This window comes from Streptomyces sp. NBC_00490 (assembly GCF_036013645.1).
In the GTDB taxonomy this organism is placed as follows: Bacteria; Actinomycetota; Actinomycetes; order Streptomycetales; family Streptomycetaceae; genus Streptomyces; species Streptomyces canus_F.
In genome coordinates, this window is record NZ_CP107869.1 from 1675697 (window position 1) to 1694928 (window position 19232).

At 69.8% G+C, this 19232-nt stretch carries 12 protein-coding genes; 10 read left to right on the forward strand and 2 right to left on the reverse strand.

The genetic code is table 11. The features are described from left to right. Positions 1-14 precede the first annotated feature (14 nt). The 5 genes from OG381_RS07585 to OG381_RS07605 all read left to right on the forward strand — a co-directional run bounded on the left by OG381_RS07585 (position 15) and on the right by OG381_RS07605 (position 7437). The gene (locus OG381_RS07585) at positions 15-3290 is read left to right on the forward strand and encodes a discoidin domain-containing protein (protein WP_327715339.1); all 3276 of its coding nucleotides are present in this window, start codon (positions 15-17) and stop codon (positions 3288-3290) included. Continuing rightward, positions 3287-4780, forward strand: a complete 1494-nt coding sequence (locus tag OG381_RS07590; protein WP_327715340.1) for a family 43 glycosylhydrolase — start codon at positions 3287-3289, stop codon at positions 4778-4780. The genes OG381_RS07585 and OG381_RS07590 overlap by 4 nt, the downstream gene beginning before the upstream one ends. Positions 4781-4848: 68 nt before the next feature. Further along, on the forward strand, positions 4849-5700 hold the full coding sequence (locus OG381_RS07595) for an SDR family oxidoreductase (RefSeq protein ID WP_327715341.1): 852 nt from the start codon (positions 4849-4851) through the stop codon (positions 5698-5700). A gap of 48 nt (positions 5701-5748) precedes the next feature. Next, positions 5749-6402 carry a DNA alkylation repair protein gene (locus OG381_RS07600; protein WP_327722411.1) on the forward strand — a complete coding sequence of 218 codons (654 nt, stop codon included), beginning with the start codon at positions 5749-5751 and terminating at the stop codon, positions 6400-6402. A gap of 174 nt (positions 6403-6576) precedes the next feature. Further along, positions 6577-7437 carry an SCO2400 family protein gene (locus OG381_RS07605; protein ID WP_327715342.1) on the forward strand — a complete coding sequence of 287 codons (861 nt, stop codon included), beginning with the start codon at positions 6577-6579 and terminating at the stop codon, positions 7435-7437. A gap of 55 nt (positions 7438-7492) precedes the next feature. Here OG381_RS07605 and OG381_RS07610 read toward each other — a convergent pair whose 3' ends face one another. Then, positions 7493-8485 (reverse strand): TrmB family transcriptional regulator, encoded by a 993-nt coding sequence (locus OG381_RS07610; RefSeq protein ID WP_327715343.1) that lies wholly within the window; start codon positions 8483-8485, stop codon positions 7493-7495. A gap of 137 nt (positions 8486-8622) precedes the next feature. Next, on the reverse strand, positions 8623-12354 hold the full coding sequence (locus tag OG381_RS07615) for a S8 family peptidase (RefSeq protein WP_327715344.1): 3732 nt from the start codon (positions 12352-12354) through the stop codon (positions 8623-8625). A 204-nt stretch (positions 12355-12558) separates the two neighbouring features. Between OG381_RS07615 and OG381_RS07620 the strand changes: the two genes are divergently transcribed. From OG381_RS07620 to OG381_RS07640, 5 genes are all read left to right on the forward strand, one after another. Further along, positions 12559-13161 (forward strand): TetR/AcrR family transcriptional regulator, encoded by a 603-nt coding sequence (locus tag OG381_RS07620; RefSeq protein WP_327715345.1) that lies wholly within the window; start codon positions 12559-12561, stop codon positions 13159-13161. A 117-nt stretch (positions 13162-13278) separates the two neighbouring features. After that, on the forward strand, positions 13279-14202 hold the full coding sequence (locus tag OG381_RS07625) for a TauD/TfdA dioxygenase family protein (protein ID WP_327715346.1): 924 nt from the start codon (positions 13279-13281) through the stop codon (positions 14200-14202). Between the two features lie 51 nt (positions 14203-14253). Next, positions 14254-15609, forward strand: a complete 1356-nt coding sequence (locus OG381_RS07630; protein ID WP_327715347.1) for an MFS transporter — start codon at positions 14254-14256, stop codon at positions 15607-15609. Positions 15610-15695: 86 nt separating this feature from the next. Beyond that, positions 15696-17402: an aldehyde dehydrogenase family protein gene (locus OG381_RS07635; protein WP_327715348.1), complete on the forward strand. Its 1707-nt coding sequence runs from the start codon at positions 15696-15698 to the stop codon at positions 17400-17402. Positions 17403-17446: 44 nt separating this feature from the next. Continuing rightward, positions 17447-19063, forward strand: coding sequence for a long-chain-fatty-acid--CoA ligase (locus OG381_RS07640; protein ID WP_327715349.1), 1617 nt, complete (start codon positions 17447-17449; stop codon positions 19061-19063). Positions 19064-19232 lie beyond the last annotated feature (169 nt).

A 19232-nucleotide genomic window follows, 5' to 3' on the forward strand; every position in this document is an offset into this window, starting at 1 on the left:
AAGAGGAGCATCCGATGCGAAGACGAACCGAGCCCGTCTTACAGCGCCTCCTGATCGTCCTGGCGCTCCTCGTCTGTTCCGTCCTCACCGCCACCCCCGCTCGTGCCGCCCAGACCATCGGTTTCCCCACCTTCAGCGGCCCCGCGATCCCGGCCCCGCCCGTCGCCCACACGCCCGGCGACATGATGAAGGCGATCTACGACGCCGAGAGTTCGGGCACCGACTTCTGGATGGACCGCCTGCTGGCCCGCTCCGGCGACGACCCGTCCGGCCCCTGGCTGATGAGCCGGGGGCGTGCCCTGTTCATGAAGACCCACAACCCCGCGATCCTCGGCTTCGGCGGCAACGTGGCGTACTGGGAGAGCGTCAACGACCAGAACGCCTACAGCGTCGCGATCAGCCCAGGCACCTTCACCGAACAGGTCTCCCAGCGCCGGCAGGCGCCGAGCCACTGGAGGAGCGTGCACTCCAGCGGGTCGATCGCGGTCACCCAGACGAAGTTCATCACCGACAACAACGTGGCCGTGACGAACCTGTCGATCAAGAACAACGGCAGCGGCTCCACCACCCTCCAACTGCGGGCGACGTCGCCGTACGCCACCACGGGCAGCGGCAGCGAGCTGACCGGGCAGGTCAACGCGTACAACAACCTGACCACGCTGCGCCCCCGGCTCACCGGCGACGGTTTCAGCGTCTCCGGTGGCGGCCTCAACCGCTCGGTGACCATCGCGGCCGGAGCCACGGCGACCGCGAAGGTCGTGATGGGCTTCGTCACCGACGAGATCCCGGCCTCGCTCACGGAGTACACCGCCTACGCCGGATACTCCAACGCCACCGCCTTCGCGACCCATGTCCGGACCTACAACCAGTGGTGGGCGCAGAACGTGCCCTACATCGACGTGCCCGAACCGGCGATCAAGAAGAACATCTACTACCGCTGGTGGCTGATGCGCTTCAACCACCTCGACGCCGACGTCCCGGGGCAGACCTTCCAGTTCCCGACCTCCACGGAGGGCGTCCTCGGCTACAACAACGCGATCGCGCTGACCCAGCCGATGCACATCGACGACCTCAAGTACCTGCGGGACCCGTCCTACGCGTACGGGGACTGGCTGAGCGTCGGCCAGACCTCCAAGGGCGGCCGGTTCCTCGACAACCCGGGCGATCCGGAGAACTGGTCCAACAGCTACACCCAGTACATCGCCGAGGCGGCCTGGAAGAGCTACCAGATCCACGGCGGCCAGCCCGGCATCGCCGCCAACCTGGCGCACTACGCCGAGGGCGACGTCAAAGGCCAACTCGCCTACTACGACCACGACAACAACAAGCTGATCGAGTACGACTGGGGCGCCCTGACCGGCAACGACGCCGACGCCGTCTCCTTCCACTGGAAGCCCGGAAACATGGACCGCGCCGAGTCCGCCTACCAGTACAGCGGCGCACTCGCCGCCGCCCAGGCCTACGAGGCGGTCGGCAACACGGCGAAGGCCACCGAGATGCGGACGCTCGCGACCCAGATCAAGGACGCGATCGTCAATGTGCTGTGGAACCCCAACCGGCAGCTGTTCGAGCACCGGTTGAAGTCGACGAACGAGTGGGTGCCCTGGAAGGAGATCAACAACTACTACCCGTTCTCGGTCGGCGCGGTGCCCAACACGGCCGCGTACAAGCAGGCGTTGCGCCTGTACGACGACCCGGCCCAGTACCCGATCTTCCCGTTCTACACGGCCAACCAGGTCGACAAGCAGGCCGCGGCCGACGCCGGGAACCCGGGCTCCAACAACTTCTCCACCATCAACTCCACCGTCCAGTTCCGGCTCTACTCCTCGGTCCTGCGCAACTACCCCAACTCCTGGATGAACGCGACCGACTACAAGAAGCTCCTCTACTGGAACACCTGGGCGCAGTACATCGGCGGCAACACCCAGTGGCCCGACGCCAACGAGTTCTGGGCCGACTGGAACGGCAGCTCCATCACCTACCGCTCCTGGATCCACCACAACACCCTCGGCAGCGGCAACTGGACCGTGATCGAGGACGTCGCCGGGCTGCGGCCCCGCAACGACGCCAAGGTCGAGCTCTCGCCCATCGACATCGGGTGGAGCCACTTCACCGTCAACAACCTCCGCTACCGGGGCGCCGATCTGTCGATCGTCTGGGACGACCCGGCCGACGGCGTGGTCCGCTACCCGGGCATCCCGGAGGGCTACTCGATCTACGTCAACGGCAGCCGGGCCGCGACGGTGAGCACCCTGGTGCCGTTCACCTGGGACCCGGCCACGGGCGACGTGACCACGAACGGCACGGTCACCCACCACACGGCCGTCTCCGGTCTCAAGGCACCCCAGCAGGTCGTGCAGAGCAGCCCCCGGATGGTCGACATGCTCGCCAAGGCCGGCGTCGATCTCACCGCCGACCTGACCGACCTGGCCTCCGGCGCGACCGTGTCCGCCTCCCACACCGGGTCCGGCAGCACCGTGTCCGGCGCGGTCGACGGCTACCCCACCAACGAACCCTTCTGGGGCGCCGGCTCCTCGCCCAACAGCCAGGACTGGTACGAGCTGAACTTCGGCACCGCCCGCACACTCGACGAGGTGCGGTTGCACTTCAAGGACAGCCGCCCGGCGAGCACCACCTACCGGGCGCCGTCGGCGTACACCATCCAGTACCACAACGGCAGTTCATGGGTGAACGTGCCGAGCCAGACCAGGAGTCCGGCCGCCCCGCGCGCCAACTACAACCTGGTGACGTTCCCCGCGGTCAGCACCCAGCGCGTCCGGGTCCTGGCCACCAACGCCTCCGGCGCCAAGACGGGCCTCACCGAGGTGAAGGTGTTCCACCGCGGCGGGGCCCAACCACCGGCGAACCAGGCCGGATCCGCCACCGCGACCGCGTCGTACACCTCCCCCTGGGAGGCCGTCACCGCGGTCAACGACGGGATCGACCCACCGTCCTCCAACGACACGGTCAACCCGCGCTGGGGAACCTGGCCGGAGACCGGGCAGCAGTGGGCCGAACTGACCTGGCCGGCCGCGAAGACCCTCAACAAGGCCGACGTCTACTTCTTCGACGACGACCAGGGCATCGACATGCCGTCCGCATGGAAGCTCCAGTACTGGAACGGCAGCGCCTACGTCGACGTCCCCGGCGCGAGCGCGTACCCGCTGGCCAGGAACCAATACAACACCGTCACGTTCACCGCCACGAGCACCACGCGACTACGGGTGCTGCTCACGAGCAACGGCACCGATTCCGTCGGCCTCCTCGAAGCAAAGGTGTACGGCCCGTGACCCGTTCCCGATGTCTGTCCGCGCTCCTCGCCGCGCTCACCATGGCGGCCGCCTTCCTCGTGGCACCGCCCGCCTCCGCTGCCGTCGCCTTCACCTCGACGGCGGTGAACCGGGACGGCGGCAACTGCCTTGACCTGCCGGGCAGTTCGACCACCGCCGGAGCTCAACTGCGCGCCTTCGCCTGCGACGCGGCCGCGAACCAGAACCTCGGCCTCACCCCTGTGTCCGGTTCGGCCGACGTCTACACGATCACCACCCGGTCCGGTCAGTGCGTCGACGTGTACGGCGCGTCGACGGCGGACAACGCGGCGATCATCCAGTGGCCCTGCCACAGCGGCACGAACCAGCAGTGGCGGCTCGTCCCGGTGACGGTCGCCGGGACCGACAAGACGTTCAACCTGGTCTCCGTCGGCTCCGGCAAGTGCGTCGCCCCGAGCGGCGGATCGTCCGCCTCGAACACCAACCTGGTGCAGCTGCCGTGTTCCACCGCGAACGGCAGGGTGTGGCGGCTGCCCGGCTTCACCGGCGGCGGCACGACCCCGGGCACCTTCACCAACCCGCTCTCCCAGCACGGACCCGACCCCTGGCTGACGTACTACGACGGGTACTACTACCTCGCCACGACCACCTGGAACTCGACGGTCACCATGCGCAGGGCCGACACGCTCGCCGGTCTCGCCACCGCCACCGACCAGGTGATCTTCAACCTGACCCGGCCCAACGGGGCGGGCACGATGTGGGCGCCGGAGTTCCATCTCCTCGACGGGCCGGGCGGCAAGCGCTGGTACTTCTACTACACGGCCGGACGCGAGCCGTACGACCTGGGCACCCAGCGCATCCACGTCCTGGAGAGCGCCGGCCTCGACCCGATGGGGCCGTACAGCTTCAAGGCCGACCTGCTCGACCCGACCCAGGACAACACCTGGGAGCTGGACCCCGGAATCCTGCAACTCAACGGACGGCTCTATCTGTTGGGCACCTTCTACAACGGTTCGCAGCCGATGTTCATCCGGCCGCTGTCGAACCCGTGGACCGCGAGCGGCACCCGCCGGATCCTGGCCACCCCGACCTACGGCTGGGAGACGGTGGGCGGCGCCGTCAACGAGGGCGCGGAGGTCCTCCAGCGGAACGGGAAGACGTTCATCGTCTACTCCGCCAGTCACTGCTCCACACCCGACTACAAGCTGGGCATGCTCACCTACAACGGCGGTGACCCGCTGAACTCCGCCTCCTGGACCAAGTCCCCCAACCCGGTCTTCCAGCGGTCCGACGCCAACGGCGTGTACGGCCCCGGTCACAACGGCTTCTTCACGTCGCCCGACGGCACCGAGGACTGGATCGTGTACCACGCCAACAACTCCACGAGCGGCGGCTGCGACATGAACCGGACCACCCGGGCGCAGAAGTTCACCTGGAACACGGACGGCACTCCGAATTTCGGCACCCCGGTGGCGCTGGGCGTGCCGTTGACCGCGCCGTCCGGGGAGTAGGTTGTCGGCGGGCTCGCTCCGGTACCGGAGCGAGCCCGCACCGACCGTGTAAGGAAGTGATCTGGACCATGCCCGAGCCGACACTGGTCGTCACCGGGGCCACGGGACGCCTCGGCGGGCGCGTCGCCCGCCGCCTGGCCGAGCGGGACGTCCCGCAGCGGCTGCTGGTGCGCAGCCCCGAGCGGGCGCCGCGACTCCCCGGGGCGACACCTGTCCGCGCGAGCTACGACGACCACGGGGCCCTCGTACGCGGCCTGGTCGGCGCGGAGACCGTGCTCATGGTGTCCGCCTCCGAGAGCGCCGACCGGCTCACCCAGCACCGGACCTTCGTGGACGCCGCCGTCGAGGCCGGCGTACGGCACCTGGTGTACATCTCCTTCTTCGGCGCGGCACCCGACGCCGTGTTCACCCTGGCCCGCGACCACTTCCACACCGAGGAGCACATCCGCGCCACCGGGCTGGCGTACACGTTCCTGCGGGACAACATCTACGCCGACTTCGTGCCCGACCTGGCCGGTGCGGACGGAGTCATCCGCGGCCCGGCCGGGCAGGGGCGGGCCGCGTTCGTCTCCCAGGACGACATCGCCGACGCGGCCACCGCGATCCTGAACCGGCCGGACGAGCACGCCGGTGCGGTCTACGACCTGACCGGACCGGAGGCCCTGTCACTGGCCGAGGCCGCGGCCGTGCTGTCCGAGGTTCAGGGCCGCAGGGTCACCTACCACCCGGAGACGGTCGAGGAGGCGTACGCCTCCCGGGCCTCCTACGGTGCCCCGCAGTGGGAGCTCGACGCCTGGGTGTCCACGTACACGGCCATCGCGGCGGGTCAGCTCGAGGCCGTCAGCGATGCCGTTCCCCGTCTCACCGGACGTCCCGCCACGAGCGTCGCCGACGTCGTACGCGGCATGCCGCCCCGCTGACAAGGTGAACAGGAGGCTGAGGTGACCGGGACGACGGTGGCCGAGGTGATGGCCGAGCTGGCCGGGCTCGAGGACCCGAAGGCACGCGAGGTCAACGAGAGACACGGTGACGATCACGGGGTGAACCTCGGCAAGCTGCGCGCGCTCGCGAAGCGGCTCAAGACACAGCAGGAACTCGCGCACCGGCTCTGGGAGACCGACGACACCGCGGCAAAGCTGCTGGCGACCCTGATCTGCCGCCCGAAGGCGTTCGAGCGCGACGAGCTGGACGCCATGCTGCGCACGGCACGCACACCCAAGGTGCACGACTGGCTCGTGAACTACGTGGTGAGGAAGAGCCCGCACTGCGAAGAGCTGCGTCAGGCCTGGTTCGCCGATCCGGACCCCGTCGTCGCGAGCGCCGGCTGGGCACTGACCACCGAACGCATCACGAAGAAGCCCGAGGGCCTCGATCTCGCGGGCCTGCTCGACGTCATCGAGGCCGACATGAAGGACGCCCCGGACCGCCTGCAGTGGGCGATGAACCACTGCCTCGCCCAGATCGGCATCGACCACCCCGAGCACCGCACCCGCGCCATCGACATCGGCGAGCGCCTCCAGGTCCTCAAGGACTACCCGACCTCCCCCGGCTGCACCTCCCCCTTCGCTCCCGTCTGGATCTCCGAGATGGTGCGCCGCCGGCACGACAAGCCGGGTGTCTGAAGCGGCTCGATCGGAAAACAGGTCAAACGCCCCGCAAACAAGGGAAACGACACCCGGATGTGTCGTTGTGCGGTCACGCCCTGGGCACATCTGCGCAGGGATGTCACACAGGCTGCACACACCCCTTCGAAAGCGTCGCTACCTTTGCTCGCGACTCGCTCCCCCGTGCGAAAAGTGAACACAGGAAGACCGCAGATGGACTACTGCTCCACATGCCGTCGGCATCTCAACGGCGCCCTGGTGTGCCCCGGGTGCGGCGCCTACGCCCCGGACATCGCGCCCCTCGCCGTCGGAACGACCGCACCGGCCCCCGACCCGGTCGCGGCACCGTGGCAATCCCCGGGCCACCTGTGGCACGACCAGGGTTCCGGTGCCGAGGAGAGCGGCGAGGCACCGCAGGAGCACCCGTACGACGGCCCGGACGCTCCGCCCCTCGCGCCGACGGGCCGGGCGGCACGGCGGCGCCAGCGGGAACGCTGGAAGAAGACCCAGCGCAGGGCCCTGGTGGCCACGGCGGTCGCCCTGGTCGGCGGCGGTCTGACCGTCACCTCGATGAACCGGCAGTCCACGGACCGCACGCAGGCGGCCTCCGCACCGGACAGCCAGGCCATGGGCATCGCGGAGGAGCAGGCCACGGCGCCGGTTCCGGCCTCGGCGACACCGGCCGACACGAACCGATCCAAGGGCGGCTCGTCCACGAAGCGCTCGTCCACCGCGAACGCGCCCCATGAGCAGACGGCCACCACGCCCCGGGCCACGCCCACGACCGAAGCGGTCCAGCAGGACGGCGTCACGGATCCGCTGACCACAGCGGCGTCCTCCGCCGGATCACAAACCGGCTCCACGGTGTCCGACACCACGGACTCGGTCCCCCGGACGTCGGCCTCGCCCACTCCCACCGACAACGCCGACAGCACCGACACCACCGACACGTCGAGCACGGACACATCGGCGGCGACTCCCCCGCCCGCCGAGTCCTCGTCGCCGTCCTCGCCCTCGGGGCTCTGCCTGCTCGGGCTGGTCTGCATCAGCTGATCCCGCGCCGGCTACGGGTCGGCCGTGCGTCCCGAACGAAGCCGTCCCGTCACGTTCACAGGTGTTCCGTCCATCGGTTTCGCACGGCGTGGGCACCGAGCTGCATCCGGGTCTGGACTCCGGCTATGTCCATGAGACGGCGCAGGCGCCGGTGCAACGTGCGCGGTGACAGACCGAGTTGGGTCGCCACCGTTTGGTCCGTGAGGCCGGCCAGGAGGAGTCCGACAATCCTTTGGTCGAGTTCGGTCGGGCCGTGCGGAGCGGCCTCGACGGCGACGTCGGATTCGTCTCCCGTGCCCGACAACTCGAGCGGCCGAGCCGTGCGCCACACCGTCTCGAACAGCGCGTCCAGCGCGTCCAGGAGGCCGCTGCGGTGCAGCAGCACGGCGCCGGGTTCTCCCGCCGGTGTGATCGCAAGTGGGACGAGGCCGAGGTCGGCGTCGGCCAGCACGAGTTTCATCGGCAGATGGTCCGCGACCCGCAACTGCACCCCGTTGCGCAGGGAATCGATCGCGTCCTGCACGATGCCCGGCTCTGCCAGCACAGCGCGGTCCAGTACGGCTCGGAAGAGCACTCCACGCTCGAGGGCCATGGGCTCGGCGGTGTTCTCGTCGGGAGAGAGGGCGACGAAGGGTGCGGTGATGAACGAGCGGACCTGTGTCCGCGCCGCCTGCTGTACCTGGAGGAATCGATGGCGGATGGCATCGACTCCCGTGACCACCTCGATCAGATCGCTGATGCTGCTGCCGGTCATCGCCGCCCGATGTTCCTCGGCGAAGGCCACCAGCGCGTGCTCGGCCATGCGCAGCCCGTCGCGGCGCTGACTGATGAGGGCACCGAGCGCCATGGCCGGAGGCGCGGCGGTGAACCGGTCATCCGCCGACCTGGTCGCCAGTCCCCACTCGGTCAGTCGGGACAACGCCTTGTCGACGTGGGCCCGGGACAGCACGAGCAGGTCGCCGAGAAGGATCGCGGTGGAGTTCGGCCGTCCGAGCAGGGCCCGGTACACGCGTTCGTCGTCGGGTTCGAGGCCCAGAACATCCAGCATCGGCGATCGACTCTCTTCCCCTTGCCGCAGCGGGGAGAGTATGCGCCACGGCGGCAGACCTTGAACAGGTCCTGCCAGGAGCAGGTGCGAGGTGAAGGGCCCCGGGAAGTCGGCTCCCCGGGGCCCGCCGCTGGGGCTCATCGCAGGCCGTACGCCCGGATGATCTCGTTCTTGACGCTGTAGCCGCTGTCGGTCTCGGCACGCGCGCGGACCGAAACGAAGCCGCCGGGCTTCTTCGGCGACCTGAACTCACCCGTCCAGTAGCCGTCGGCGCCCTTGGCCAGGGTCACCTTCTGCCACGTGTCGCCGTCGTCGTACGAGACGTCCAGCTTCACCGCGGTGATGGTGCCCGGCACGGTGCCGGAGTCCATCGACACCGGCTTGAGGCCGATCCGCTGGATCGCGTTCGCCTTGACATCGCCGTGCAGGTCCGACTCCAGCTTGTAGTCCAGGTTCAGCACCGAGAACCGTTCGAAGAAGTCCGATTCGACGGTGTCGGACCTGAACGTCCACTCGGTGTGGGTACGCGTCGACAGCCGGAAGAGGTCACCGGGCCGTTCCGCGTCGAGGACCGCACGGTAGGGCAGGTTGCCCGCCGGTACCTCCACCCACTGCATGTCTCCGCTGACCGGGTTGTCGTGGATCAGCCTGTCCCCTTGGAAGACCTGCAGACGGGACGGCGTCTCACCCCACGGCAGGTAGCCGCCCAGGCGCATGTTGTCGCTGGCGGACGCCCATGCCTGCACGTTCCAGGTCATGTAGTTCTGCCAGCGGGAGTTGTACACCCCGAAGGACTCACCCTGGCCGGGGCGGGTCGCCGGGGCGAACCAGTCGTGACGTGTGGTGCTGCCCTTGGCGTAGGTGTTGTCGCCGGACACCATCACCCACGGCAGGTCCCCGTCGACGCCCTGCGCGTGGAACTCCCGCCAGACCTGCCCCGGGGTCACCCATTCGGTGCGGGTGCCCGGGTGCCACTCGGCTTCGGGGAGGTTGAAGGACGGGTCGAGGGTGAAGTCGGACCGGTAGCCTTCCGCGAGCCCGCCGTCCGTGGCCGAGTAGTAGCGGGCGTCTATCCGGGCGAGGTCGGCCCTGGCCGGCTTGTAGAGCAGGGCCCGGTCCGGTACCCGGCCGGGGTAGTCCCGGGTGAGGTCGTAGACGAACGGTGTGAACTCGGTCTGCTTCACGGTCAGTTTGATTCCGGCTCTGGCCTGCGCGATGAGGTTCTTGCCCGCGTCGCGGTGCACGGTGGCGACCGGGATGCTCGACTCGCCGACGTACTCGTGCAGGGCGCCGACACCGTCGTTGACCACGATCAGCGCCTTCGCACCGGCCGCGACCGCGGCTTCGGCGCGCTCCTGCGGCGAGACCTCGTCACTGCGCCTGATCACGACGACTTTGCCCTTGGCGCTGGTCCTGGTGTAGTCGGCCGCCGCGCCGGTGCCCGCGTAGACGGCGTCCAGCCTGTCTGTGGCGGTGCCGAGGGCGCTGCCCGCCTGCACCAGCGTGTCGAAGCGAAGCCGTCCGTTCGAGGTGCTCAGGCCGAGCATCGGCTCGCCCTTGCGCCAGCGGGTGATCAGCGTGAACTCGCCCCGCCTCATCCGCTCCGTCGGCGTGACGTAGATGTCGTCGTAGGTCGGCGGCACCAGATACCCGCCGCGGAAGTCCGTGAACGGGTCGTGGCCGTCGTAGTGGACGTTGAAGTCGACCTTGCGCTGGCGGTCCTCGGTGCGCTGCGGTGCCTCGGTCTGCAGCAGACGTGCCTTGCTCGCGTCCAGGACCACGTCCGCGGAGCCGTCCTCGAGTACGGTCTCCGGGTCGACCAGTACGGCCGTACCCGAGCGGTCCGGCTTCTCGCCGGGTACGTCGAGGTACGCCGCGACGGTGTACAGGCCGGGTGCCATGCGCATGGTGGCTGAGCCGTCGACGTCGAGCGTCCACGGCCAGAAGTCGCCGGCCAGGTTGATCGTGACCTGGCCGGAGGCGGGCTTGCCGTCCCGGCCGATCAGCTTGATGTTCAGGTCGTAGCGCTCCTCCTCCTTCAGCAGCGCCACGGACGTGCGGGACACCGGCTGCCCGGTGGCCGTGTCGGTGGCGGTCACGTAGCCGACGTGCCGGCCGGCCGAGGCGCTCTGCGGGTCGCCGGTCACCGGGACGGTCGCCTGGCCGCCTGCCGGGACGGTCACCGTGGGGGTGCCCAGGGTGAACGGGCCGTCGTCGTCGGTCAGCGCCAGGTTCAGCGTGACGTCGGTGGAACCGGTGTTGGTGAAGGTCAGGTCCTTCATGACGGGAATGTCGCTCGGCTTGTGCGGCCAGGTGTAGTTGCCGAAGAACAGCGATCCGGTGCCGCGGACCGTGGCGCGCACGGCGGCGGCCACGTCGAGACGGCCGGTGCCGACCTCGTACGGCGAGTACCCGCTGTCCAGGCCCTTCGCGGTGCTCATCAGGTGTTCCTTGAGCTGGACGCCGGTCCAGTCCTGGTGCCGCTGGGCCAGGATCGCCGCCGCGCCGGCCACGTGCGGGGTGGCCATCGACGTGCCGCTGAGGGTCCGGTAGGGGCCCTCACCACCGTCGGTCATGTCCCCCGAGCGGGCCGCGGTGATGTCCACGCCGGGCGCCGCGATGTCCGGCTTCATGCCGCCGGACAGGGCCAGTGGCCCGGTGCTGGAGAAGCTCGCGAGCCGGTCCTGCTTGTCCGTGGCGGCCACGGTCAGCGCCGAGGCGGCCGCACCGGGGGCGGAGATGCTCTCCGGGCCCGCGTTGCCGGCGGCGATGACGAACAGTGTGCCGTACCGCTCGGACAGCGCGTCGACCGTCAGCGACATCGGGTCGCTGCCGTCCGTCGGGTAGGAGTCACCGAGGCTCATGTTGACGACGTCCGCGCCGGACTCGGCGGCCCACTGCATGCCGGCCATGACCCAGGAGTCCTGGCCGTAGCCCTGCTCGCCGCCGAGCACCTTCCCGACGACCAGGTCGGCGCCGGGGGCGACGCCCCTGTGGTCGCCCCCGGAGGCGGCACCCGAGCCGACGATCGTGCCGGCCACATGTGTGCCGTGCCCGTTGACGTCGGTGACGCTCTCGCCGGGCACGAAGCTGACCGTCTCGTCGATCAGGCCGGCGAGGTCGGGGTGGTTGAGGTCGATGCCGGTGTCGAGCACGGCGACCTTGACGCCCTTGCCGGTGTACCCGGCGGCCCAGGCCTCGGGCGCACCGATCAGCGGCACGCTCTCCTTCAGGTCGGCCTTCACGCGGCCGTCGAGCCACAGCTTCGCCACCCCCGCGCCCAACGCCGTGCCGTCCTTCGGTGCGACACCGTTCCAGAACGTGCGGGCCTTGCGCTTGTCGGTGCTGAGCGCGGCACCGCCGATGCCCTTGAGCTTGCGGGTCAGCTTGCTGCCACGGGGTGCCGTCGGCTCCGGGGTGGCGCGGGACTTGGGCCGGGCGTACGTCGCGATCAGCGGCACGGCTGCCGTGGTCGCGTCGTCGTAGCCCATCTCGATCAGGTCGGTGACGTTGAAGAGCCGCCGGTCCAGCTTGTCCGCGCCCAGCAGCGGCTCCGCTTCGTCCGGTATGACGAACAGATCTCCCTGGATCTGCCGGAACTTCACGCCGCCGACGGCGCTGTCCGGCCGGTCGACATCGGCACTCTGTGTGCCGTCGGCCGCCGTGGTGACCGTGACGACATCGCCGGTGACCAGGGTGACCCTGTGGGTCGCCGAGGGCTTGGCGGGAACGGTGGGCTCGCTCGGTGCGGCCTGTGCGGACACCTGCGAGACGACAAGACCCGCCGCGAGCAGGGGCACCGCGGTGGCTGCCGAGATCAGCTGCCGGCGTCTGCGCCGGAAGGCCGAAGCATGAGAGGGGGTGTGCATGACATGGGTCTATCGGCCGGTGAACGCCCCGGTGAAGGCCTCATGACGGCAAGTCCTCGCCATGGCAGAGGCTTGCCATCCGTGGACCGCGCGATTGCGGAACCCGAGTGTGCGGCGGACAGGCCCCGGCGGGGCCCTGCCACGGGCACCTCTGATCCGGCCCCGACCTCCCTGTGCCGCAGGCCGCGACCGTAAGCTCGGATCATGGTGGGTAGGCAGTCGGACGGGGCCGCGCGAGGACCGGGGCGCCCGCGGGAGGAGCGGGTCACCGGAGCCGTCCTCAGCGCGGTCGTGGAGTTGGTCCACGAGCAGGGGATCGGGGCGGTCACGATGGACGCCGTCGCGGCACGGGCCGGAGTGAGCAAGCCCGCCATCTACCGGCGGTGGCCCACGAAGCAGGATCTGATCATCGCCGCTGCGGAAACCCGTATCGGCATCCTGTCGGTGCCCGATCTCGGTGGCTTCCGGGCGGAGCTCCGATTTGTGCTCACCGCCCGCCTGGAGGCCTACCGGCTGCCGGGTACGGACCGGCTGATCGCCGGTCTCATCGGGGCCGCGGCCGAGACGGGGGCGGTGCGGGGGCAGTACGCGGAGTACACCGAGCGGATCACGAGCGAGACGAGGCGCATCCTCGAACGCGGCATCGCCCGGGGTGATGTGCATCCGGACACCGATGTCCGGGCCGCCTCGACGCTGGTGGCCGCACCGCTGATCTTCCGGCTGATCGGCGAGCAGGAGATGCCCGACGCGCGCTTCGTGGACACCTTGGTCGACCTCGTGGCCCGCGCGGTCGGCCCCATCGGCTGACGACGTCTTCGGCGGCGCTCTTCCGGCTCCACATTTTTGCTCTGCGGACCTCTTGCGTCGCCGCACTCTAATTACGATACTCCGGGTAACGATTTTCGCCCTCGTTCCGGAGGACTCATGGACAGCGCCGTCACGACCCCCGCTCCCGCGCTCGACAAACCGCTGATGCACTACGGGAAGCGGACGCTCGACCGCATCGCCCCCGACGCGGCCCAGCCCGACTACCGGCTGCTGGACGTCTGCCCCCTGACCCCGCACATCGGTGCCGAGATCGAGGGTGTCGACCTCTCGCGCCCGATCGGCGAGCAGCTCGCGGACGAGATCAGGCAGTGCCTGCTGGAGTGGAAGGTGATCTTCTTCCGCGACCAGCACGCCTTCGACCCGGAGGCCCAGCTCGCGTTCTCCGGCCTGTGGGGCCAGCCGGAGCCGAACCCCTTCTTCCCCAAGGGCGGCACCGTCGGGGTCTCCCGGCTGGCCAAGGACGCCATGGTCGCCGGCACCGAGAACATCTGGCACAGCGACCACTCGTTCATGGCCGCGCCGGCCCTCGGCTCCGTCCTGCGTGCCGTCGAAGTCCCGTCCGCCGGCGGCGACACCATGTGGGCGGACATGGCCGCCGCCTACGACAACCTCACCGACGCCATGAAGGCCCGCATCGAGGGGCTCACCGCCGTGCACGACTGGGTGCCGAGCTGGGGTTCGCTGATGACCGGGAGTCAGCTCGCGGCGCACCGCGAGAACTTGCCGGCCGTCGAGCACCCCGTGGTCGTCCGGCACCCGCGCACCGGCCGCAAGCTGCTCTACGTCAACGAGCCCTTCACCACCCGGATCGTCGGCCTGACGGATCCGGAGAGCCGTGAGCTGCTCGACGAGCTCGTCCTGCAGGCCCGTATCCCGGAGTACCAGGTCCGCTTCCGCTGGCAGCCCGGCTCCGTCGCGGTGTGGGACAACATCGCCACCCAGCACTACGCGATCAGCGACTACTTCCCCCAGCGCCGTGTCATGGAGCGCGTCGCCATCGCCGGCGTCCCGCTCTCCTGAACCGGCACCCCGGCCCTCCTCCCCTCCCCCTCCAGTCTCCGCGGAGCCCTTGTGACCGACACCGACGTCGCACCCGCTGTGCCCGCCGGCCCCCCGAGGGCGCCGAGCAGAACGAGACGCCGCGCATGGATCGTCACCGCGCTGCTCGTCGTTTTCATGATGATCAATTTCGCCGACAAGTCGGTGCTCGGTCTGGCCGCGGAGGAGATCCGACAGGACCTCGGCCTGTCCGCATCGGCCTTCGGACTCGCCAGCAGCGCGTTCTTCCTGCTGTTCTCGATCTCCGGCGCCGCGGTGGGGCTGCTCGCCGACCGCGTACGGCCGAAGTGGCTGCTGCTGATCATGGCCGTTCTGTGGTCCGTCTCCCAGGCGCCACTGGCGGTCGGAGGAGGGCTCGCGGTACTCATCGCCTCCCGCGTTCTCCTCGGTGCCGCCGAGGGGCCCGCCTATCCGGTCGCCCAGCAGACGACCCTGTCCTGGTTCCCCAACCACCGGCGCAACCTGCCCGGGGCGCTGATCGTCCTGGGAATCACGCTGGGGGTCCTGGTCGCCGCTCCCGTCCTGGCGTGGTTGATCAACCACCACGGCTGGCGCTCGGCCGTGGCCGCGGTGGCGCTGGCCGGCGTGGTGTGGACGCTGCTGTGGATTCCGTTCGGCGGAGAGGGACCGTACGCGGCACTGTCGGACAGCGGCTCTCCGGCCGAGGTGATCCGCGACGGCGGGCCGGAACGGGGCAACGGGACCGGGGCCGGAAGCCCGGGTCAGGCACAACCCAAGATGCCGTACCGCCGAATCCTTGCGACCCGTACCTGGGTCGGTGTCACGATCGGGTACTTCAGCACCTACTGGGTGATCGCCTTCGCCCTGGTATGGCTCCCTTCCTACCTGCGTGACGGGCTGGGCTACTCCGCGGCCGTGTCCACACGGTTGCTGATGCTGTTCTGGGGTCTGAGCGGAATCCTGGTGCTCGGGCAGGCGGGTCTGACCGGATGGATGCTGCGCCGCGGAATCGCGAGTCGGTGGGCCCGCGGTGGGACAGGCGGCGCCCTGCTGCTCCTCGCCGGTGTCTCCTGTCTGGTTCTGCCCATCGCCCCGGCCGGAGCCGTCACGGTCGTGCTGCTGGTCGGCGCGTTCAGTCTCGCCGGAGCGATGGGCAGCATCGCCGCCACCACGATCATGGAGCTGACTCCCGCCGATCGCCGCGGCGGTGCCCTGGGCGCCGTGAACGCCGTGGTGACCACCGCCGGCCTGATCGCCCCGACGCTGATCGGCAGCCTCGTCGACACCCACGGAGCGGGGGGCTACCGGTACGCGGTCCTGATCACCGGCGCCCTGCTCCTGGTGGGCGGAACCGCCGCCGTCACGCTGATCGACCCCGACCGCGACGTCCGCCTGCTCGCCGTGTGACACCACCGGCCCGCGCCATGCGCACCCGGGCGGGCAGCCCCCGCCCGCTCCGCCTGCCTCCTCACGACCTTCCGCAAGGGACGACGTTGAACAACAGCGCCCTCGACACCTCCATCCTCGATCGCACCGTGGCCGACGTACGCGCCAACGCCGCGTCCTGGTCCACCACACCGCTCACCGAACGCATCGCCCTACTGGAGCGGTTGCAGCCGCGCGTCGTCGCGCGTGCGGAAGAGATGGCCGGCGCCGAAGCCCGGGCGAAGGGATACGAACCGAACTCCTCCTGGGCGGCGGAGGACTGGACGGGCGGCCCCTGGGCCCTGGTCCAGAACACCGCGGCCCTGCTGCACGTCCTACGACGGATCGCGGCGGGGAAGGAACCGCTGGACGCCGGGGCCGTCCACGAGGAGCACGGCCGCACCCGCGTGGACGTCTTCCCCGCCACGCGCTGGGACACCTTGCTGCTCAACGGGTTCCGGGCGCAGGTGTGGATGCGCCCCGGCGTCACGGCGGAGCAGGCTCGGGCGGGCGCCGCGGGCGAGTACCGGGGCAGGCAGACGGCCCCGGCTGTCGCCCTGGTGCTCGGCGCGGGCAACGTCGCCGCCATCACCGCGCTCGACATCCTGCACAAGCTCTACGCCGAGGGCCAGGTCGTCATCGCCAAGATGAACCCGGTCAACGCCTGTCTGCGCCCCCACTTCGAGTACGTCTTCGCCGAGTTCGTCGAACGCGGCTGGGTGCGCTTCGTCGACGGCGGCGCCGCCGAGGGCGCCCATCTCACCCGCCACGACGGCATCGACACCATCCACGTCACCGGCAGCGACCGCACCCACGACGCCATCGTCTGGGGCACCGGCGAGGACGCCGTACAGCGCCGCCGCGACGATCTCCCGTTGCTCACCAAGCCGTTCGCCAGCGAACTCGGCGGCGTCAGCCCGTGCATCGTGACCCCGGGCCCTTGGAGCGCCGCCGACTTCCGCTTCCAGGCCGAGCACATCGTCACCAGCAAGATGAACAACTCCGGCCACAACTGCATCGCCACCCAGATCCTCGTCCTGCCACGCGACTGGCACGGCACCGAGCGGCTGCTCGTCGAGATCCGTCGGGTACTGCGCGAACTGCCTCCGCGTACCGACTACTACCCGGGCGCCGCGGACCGTCTGGCCGCGGTACGCGAGGCCCACCCGGAGGCGGAGACGTACGGCGACGGCTGCCGGCTCCTCGTCCCCGACATCACCGACCACCACGACGTCCTCCTCACCGACGAGGTCTTCGGCAGCGCCCTGGGCGTCGTACGCCTGCCCGGCACTACCCCGGCCGCATTCCTGCGGCACGCCGTCGACTTCGCCAACGACACCCTGCCAGGCACCCTCGGCGCCACCCTGCTCGTCCACCCGAAGACCGAGAAGGCCGACCCGGAGGCGGTGCGCACCGCCATCGCCGAGATGCGCTACGGCACGCTGGGCGTCAACTGCTGGTCGGGCGTCGGCTTCCTGCTCGGGTTCACGCCGTGGGGTGCCTTCCCCGGCCACACCCCACGGGACATCGGCAGCGGCATCGGCTTCGTGCACAACGCGTTCATGCTCGAGGGCATCGAGAAGACCGTGCTGCGCGCCCCGTTCACACCGGCTCCCCGCGGCCTGATCACGGGCGACCCTTCGCTGTCTCCACGCCCCCCGTACTTCGTCACGCACCGCACGGCGCTGGCCACGGTGCGGCGCCTCACCCGCTTCACGACGTCGCCGCGCCTGAGGAAACTGCCCGCACTCTTCGCTGCCGCGCTGCGGGGCTGATCCCGGATCCACCGCGCCCGCCGAAACACCTACAGGAGATCCTCGTGCTCAACCTCGCCTCCGTCCTGGAGCACAGCGCCCGCGCCGTGCCCCACCGCACCGCGATCGTCCTGGGCGTCCAGCGGCTCACCTACGCGGAACTCGACGCCGCCGCCTGCCGCGTGGCCAGCCTCCTGCACTCGCGCGGTGTCGGACCGGGCGACAAGGTGGCCCTGTCCTGCCCCAACCTGCCGTGGTACCCCATCGTCTACTACGGCATCCTCAAAGCCGGCGCGGTGGTGGTCCCGCTCAACGTGCTGCTGAAAAGCCGTGAGATCGCCTACCACCTGGCCGATGCCGAGGTGAAGGCGTACTTCTGCTTCGAGGGCAGCGCCGAACTCCCCCTCGGTCAGGAGGGCTGGACCGGCTTCGGTAAGGCGCCGGACTGCGAACACTTCTTCGTGATGACGGCCGCTCCCTCCGTCATCTCCCCGATCGAGGGCGCCGAGACCCTGACGGCGGCACTGGCGGGACAGAGCGCGGAGTTCGAGACGGTGGCCACGGAGCCCGGTGACACGGCGGTCATCCTCTACACGTCCGGCACCACCGGCCGGCCCAAGGGCGCCGAGCTCACCCACTCCAACGTGATGCTCAACGTGCTGACGTGCCACAAGCTGTTCGGCGAAGTGGAACACGACATTCATCTGATCGCACTCCCGCTGTTCCACTCCTTCGGCCAGGTCGTGCAGATGAACGCGGGACTGGCATCGGGGGCCACGCTGGTCCTGCTGCCACGCTTCGACGCCAAGTCGGCTCTGGCTCTCATGCAACGCCATGCCGTCACCTTCTTCGCGGGTGTCCCCACCATGTTCTGGGCGCTGCTCGAAGCGGACACCTCCGACGTGGAGCTGCCCCGGATCGCCGAGAACCTGCGCATGGCGGGCTCCGGCGGCTCCGCCCTCCCGGTGGAGATCCACCGGCGCTTCACCGAACGGTTCGGCGTCACCATCCTCGAGGGATACGGTCTCTCGGAGACGAGCCCGGTCGCGACCTTCTCACCACGGGGCGAGCGGGTACGCCCCGGCTCCATCGGACGCCCCGTCTGGGGCGTGGAGGTGGACCTGGTCGCCGAGGACTGGACACCGGTCGAGGGCGCCGACGCGATCGGGGAGATCGCCATCCGCGGACACAACGTGATGAAGGGCTACTTCAACCGGCCCGAAGCGACCGCCGAGGTGCTGCGCGACGGCTGGTTCCGCACCGGTGACCTGGCCCGTCGTGACGCCGACGGCTGGTTCTACATCGTCGACCGCGCCAAGGACATGATCATCCGCGGTGGCTTCAACGTGTACCCGCGGGAGGTCGAAGAGGTGCTGCTCACCCACCCCGCCGTGAGCATGGCGGCCGTGATCGGCCTGCCGGACGACCGCCACGGTGAGGAGATCAAGGCCTGTGTGGTCCTCGCCCCGGGAGCGACCGTCACCGAGGAGGAGCTGACCGCCTGGTGCAGGGAGGCGATGGCGGGCTACAAGTACCCCCGCCTGGTGGAGTTCTTCGGCGTCCTCCCCACCAACGCCACGGGCAAGATCCTCAAGCGCGAGCTCCGGGAGGCGGGAAGGTCGGTGGCCCGCGACGCCGACCTCGCGGGCAAGCGGACGGCGGACCTCTCGCGGACCGACTGACGCGGCTGGGACCGAGAGCGTTTTCGCCGAACGGCATACGGCGCTCACGCTTGGCCCCGGCCCTGCCTACATGGTGGACACGCGCACTCCCACGCTCGGAACTGTGTTGTCCCACCACATACGCCTCTCACCTGCGTGTTTCTACGGTGTGGCGACAAACAAACGTCCC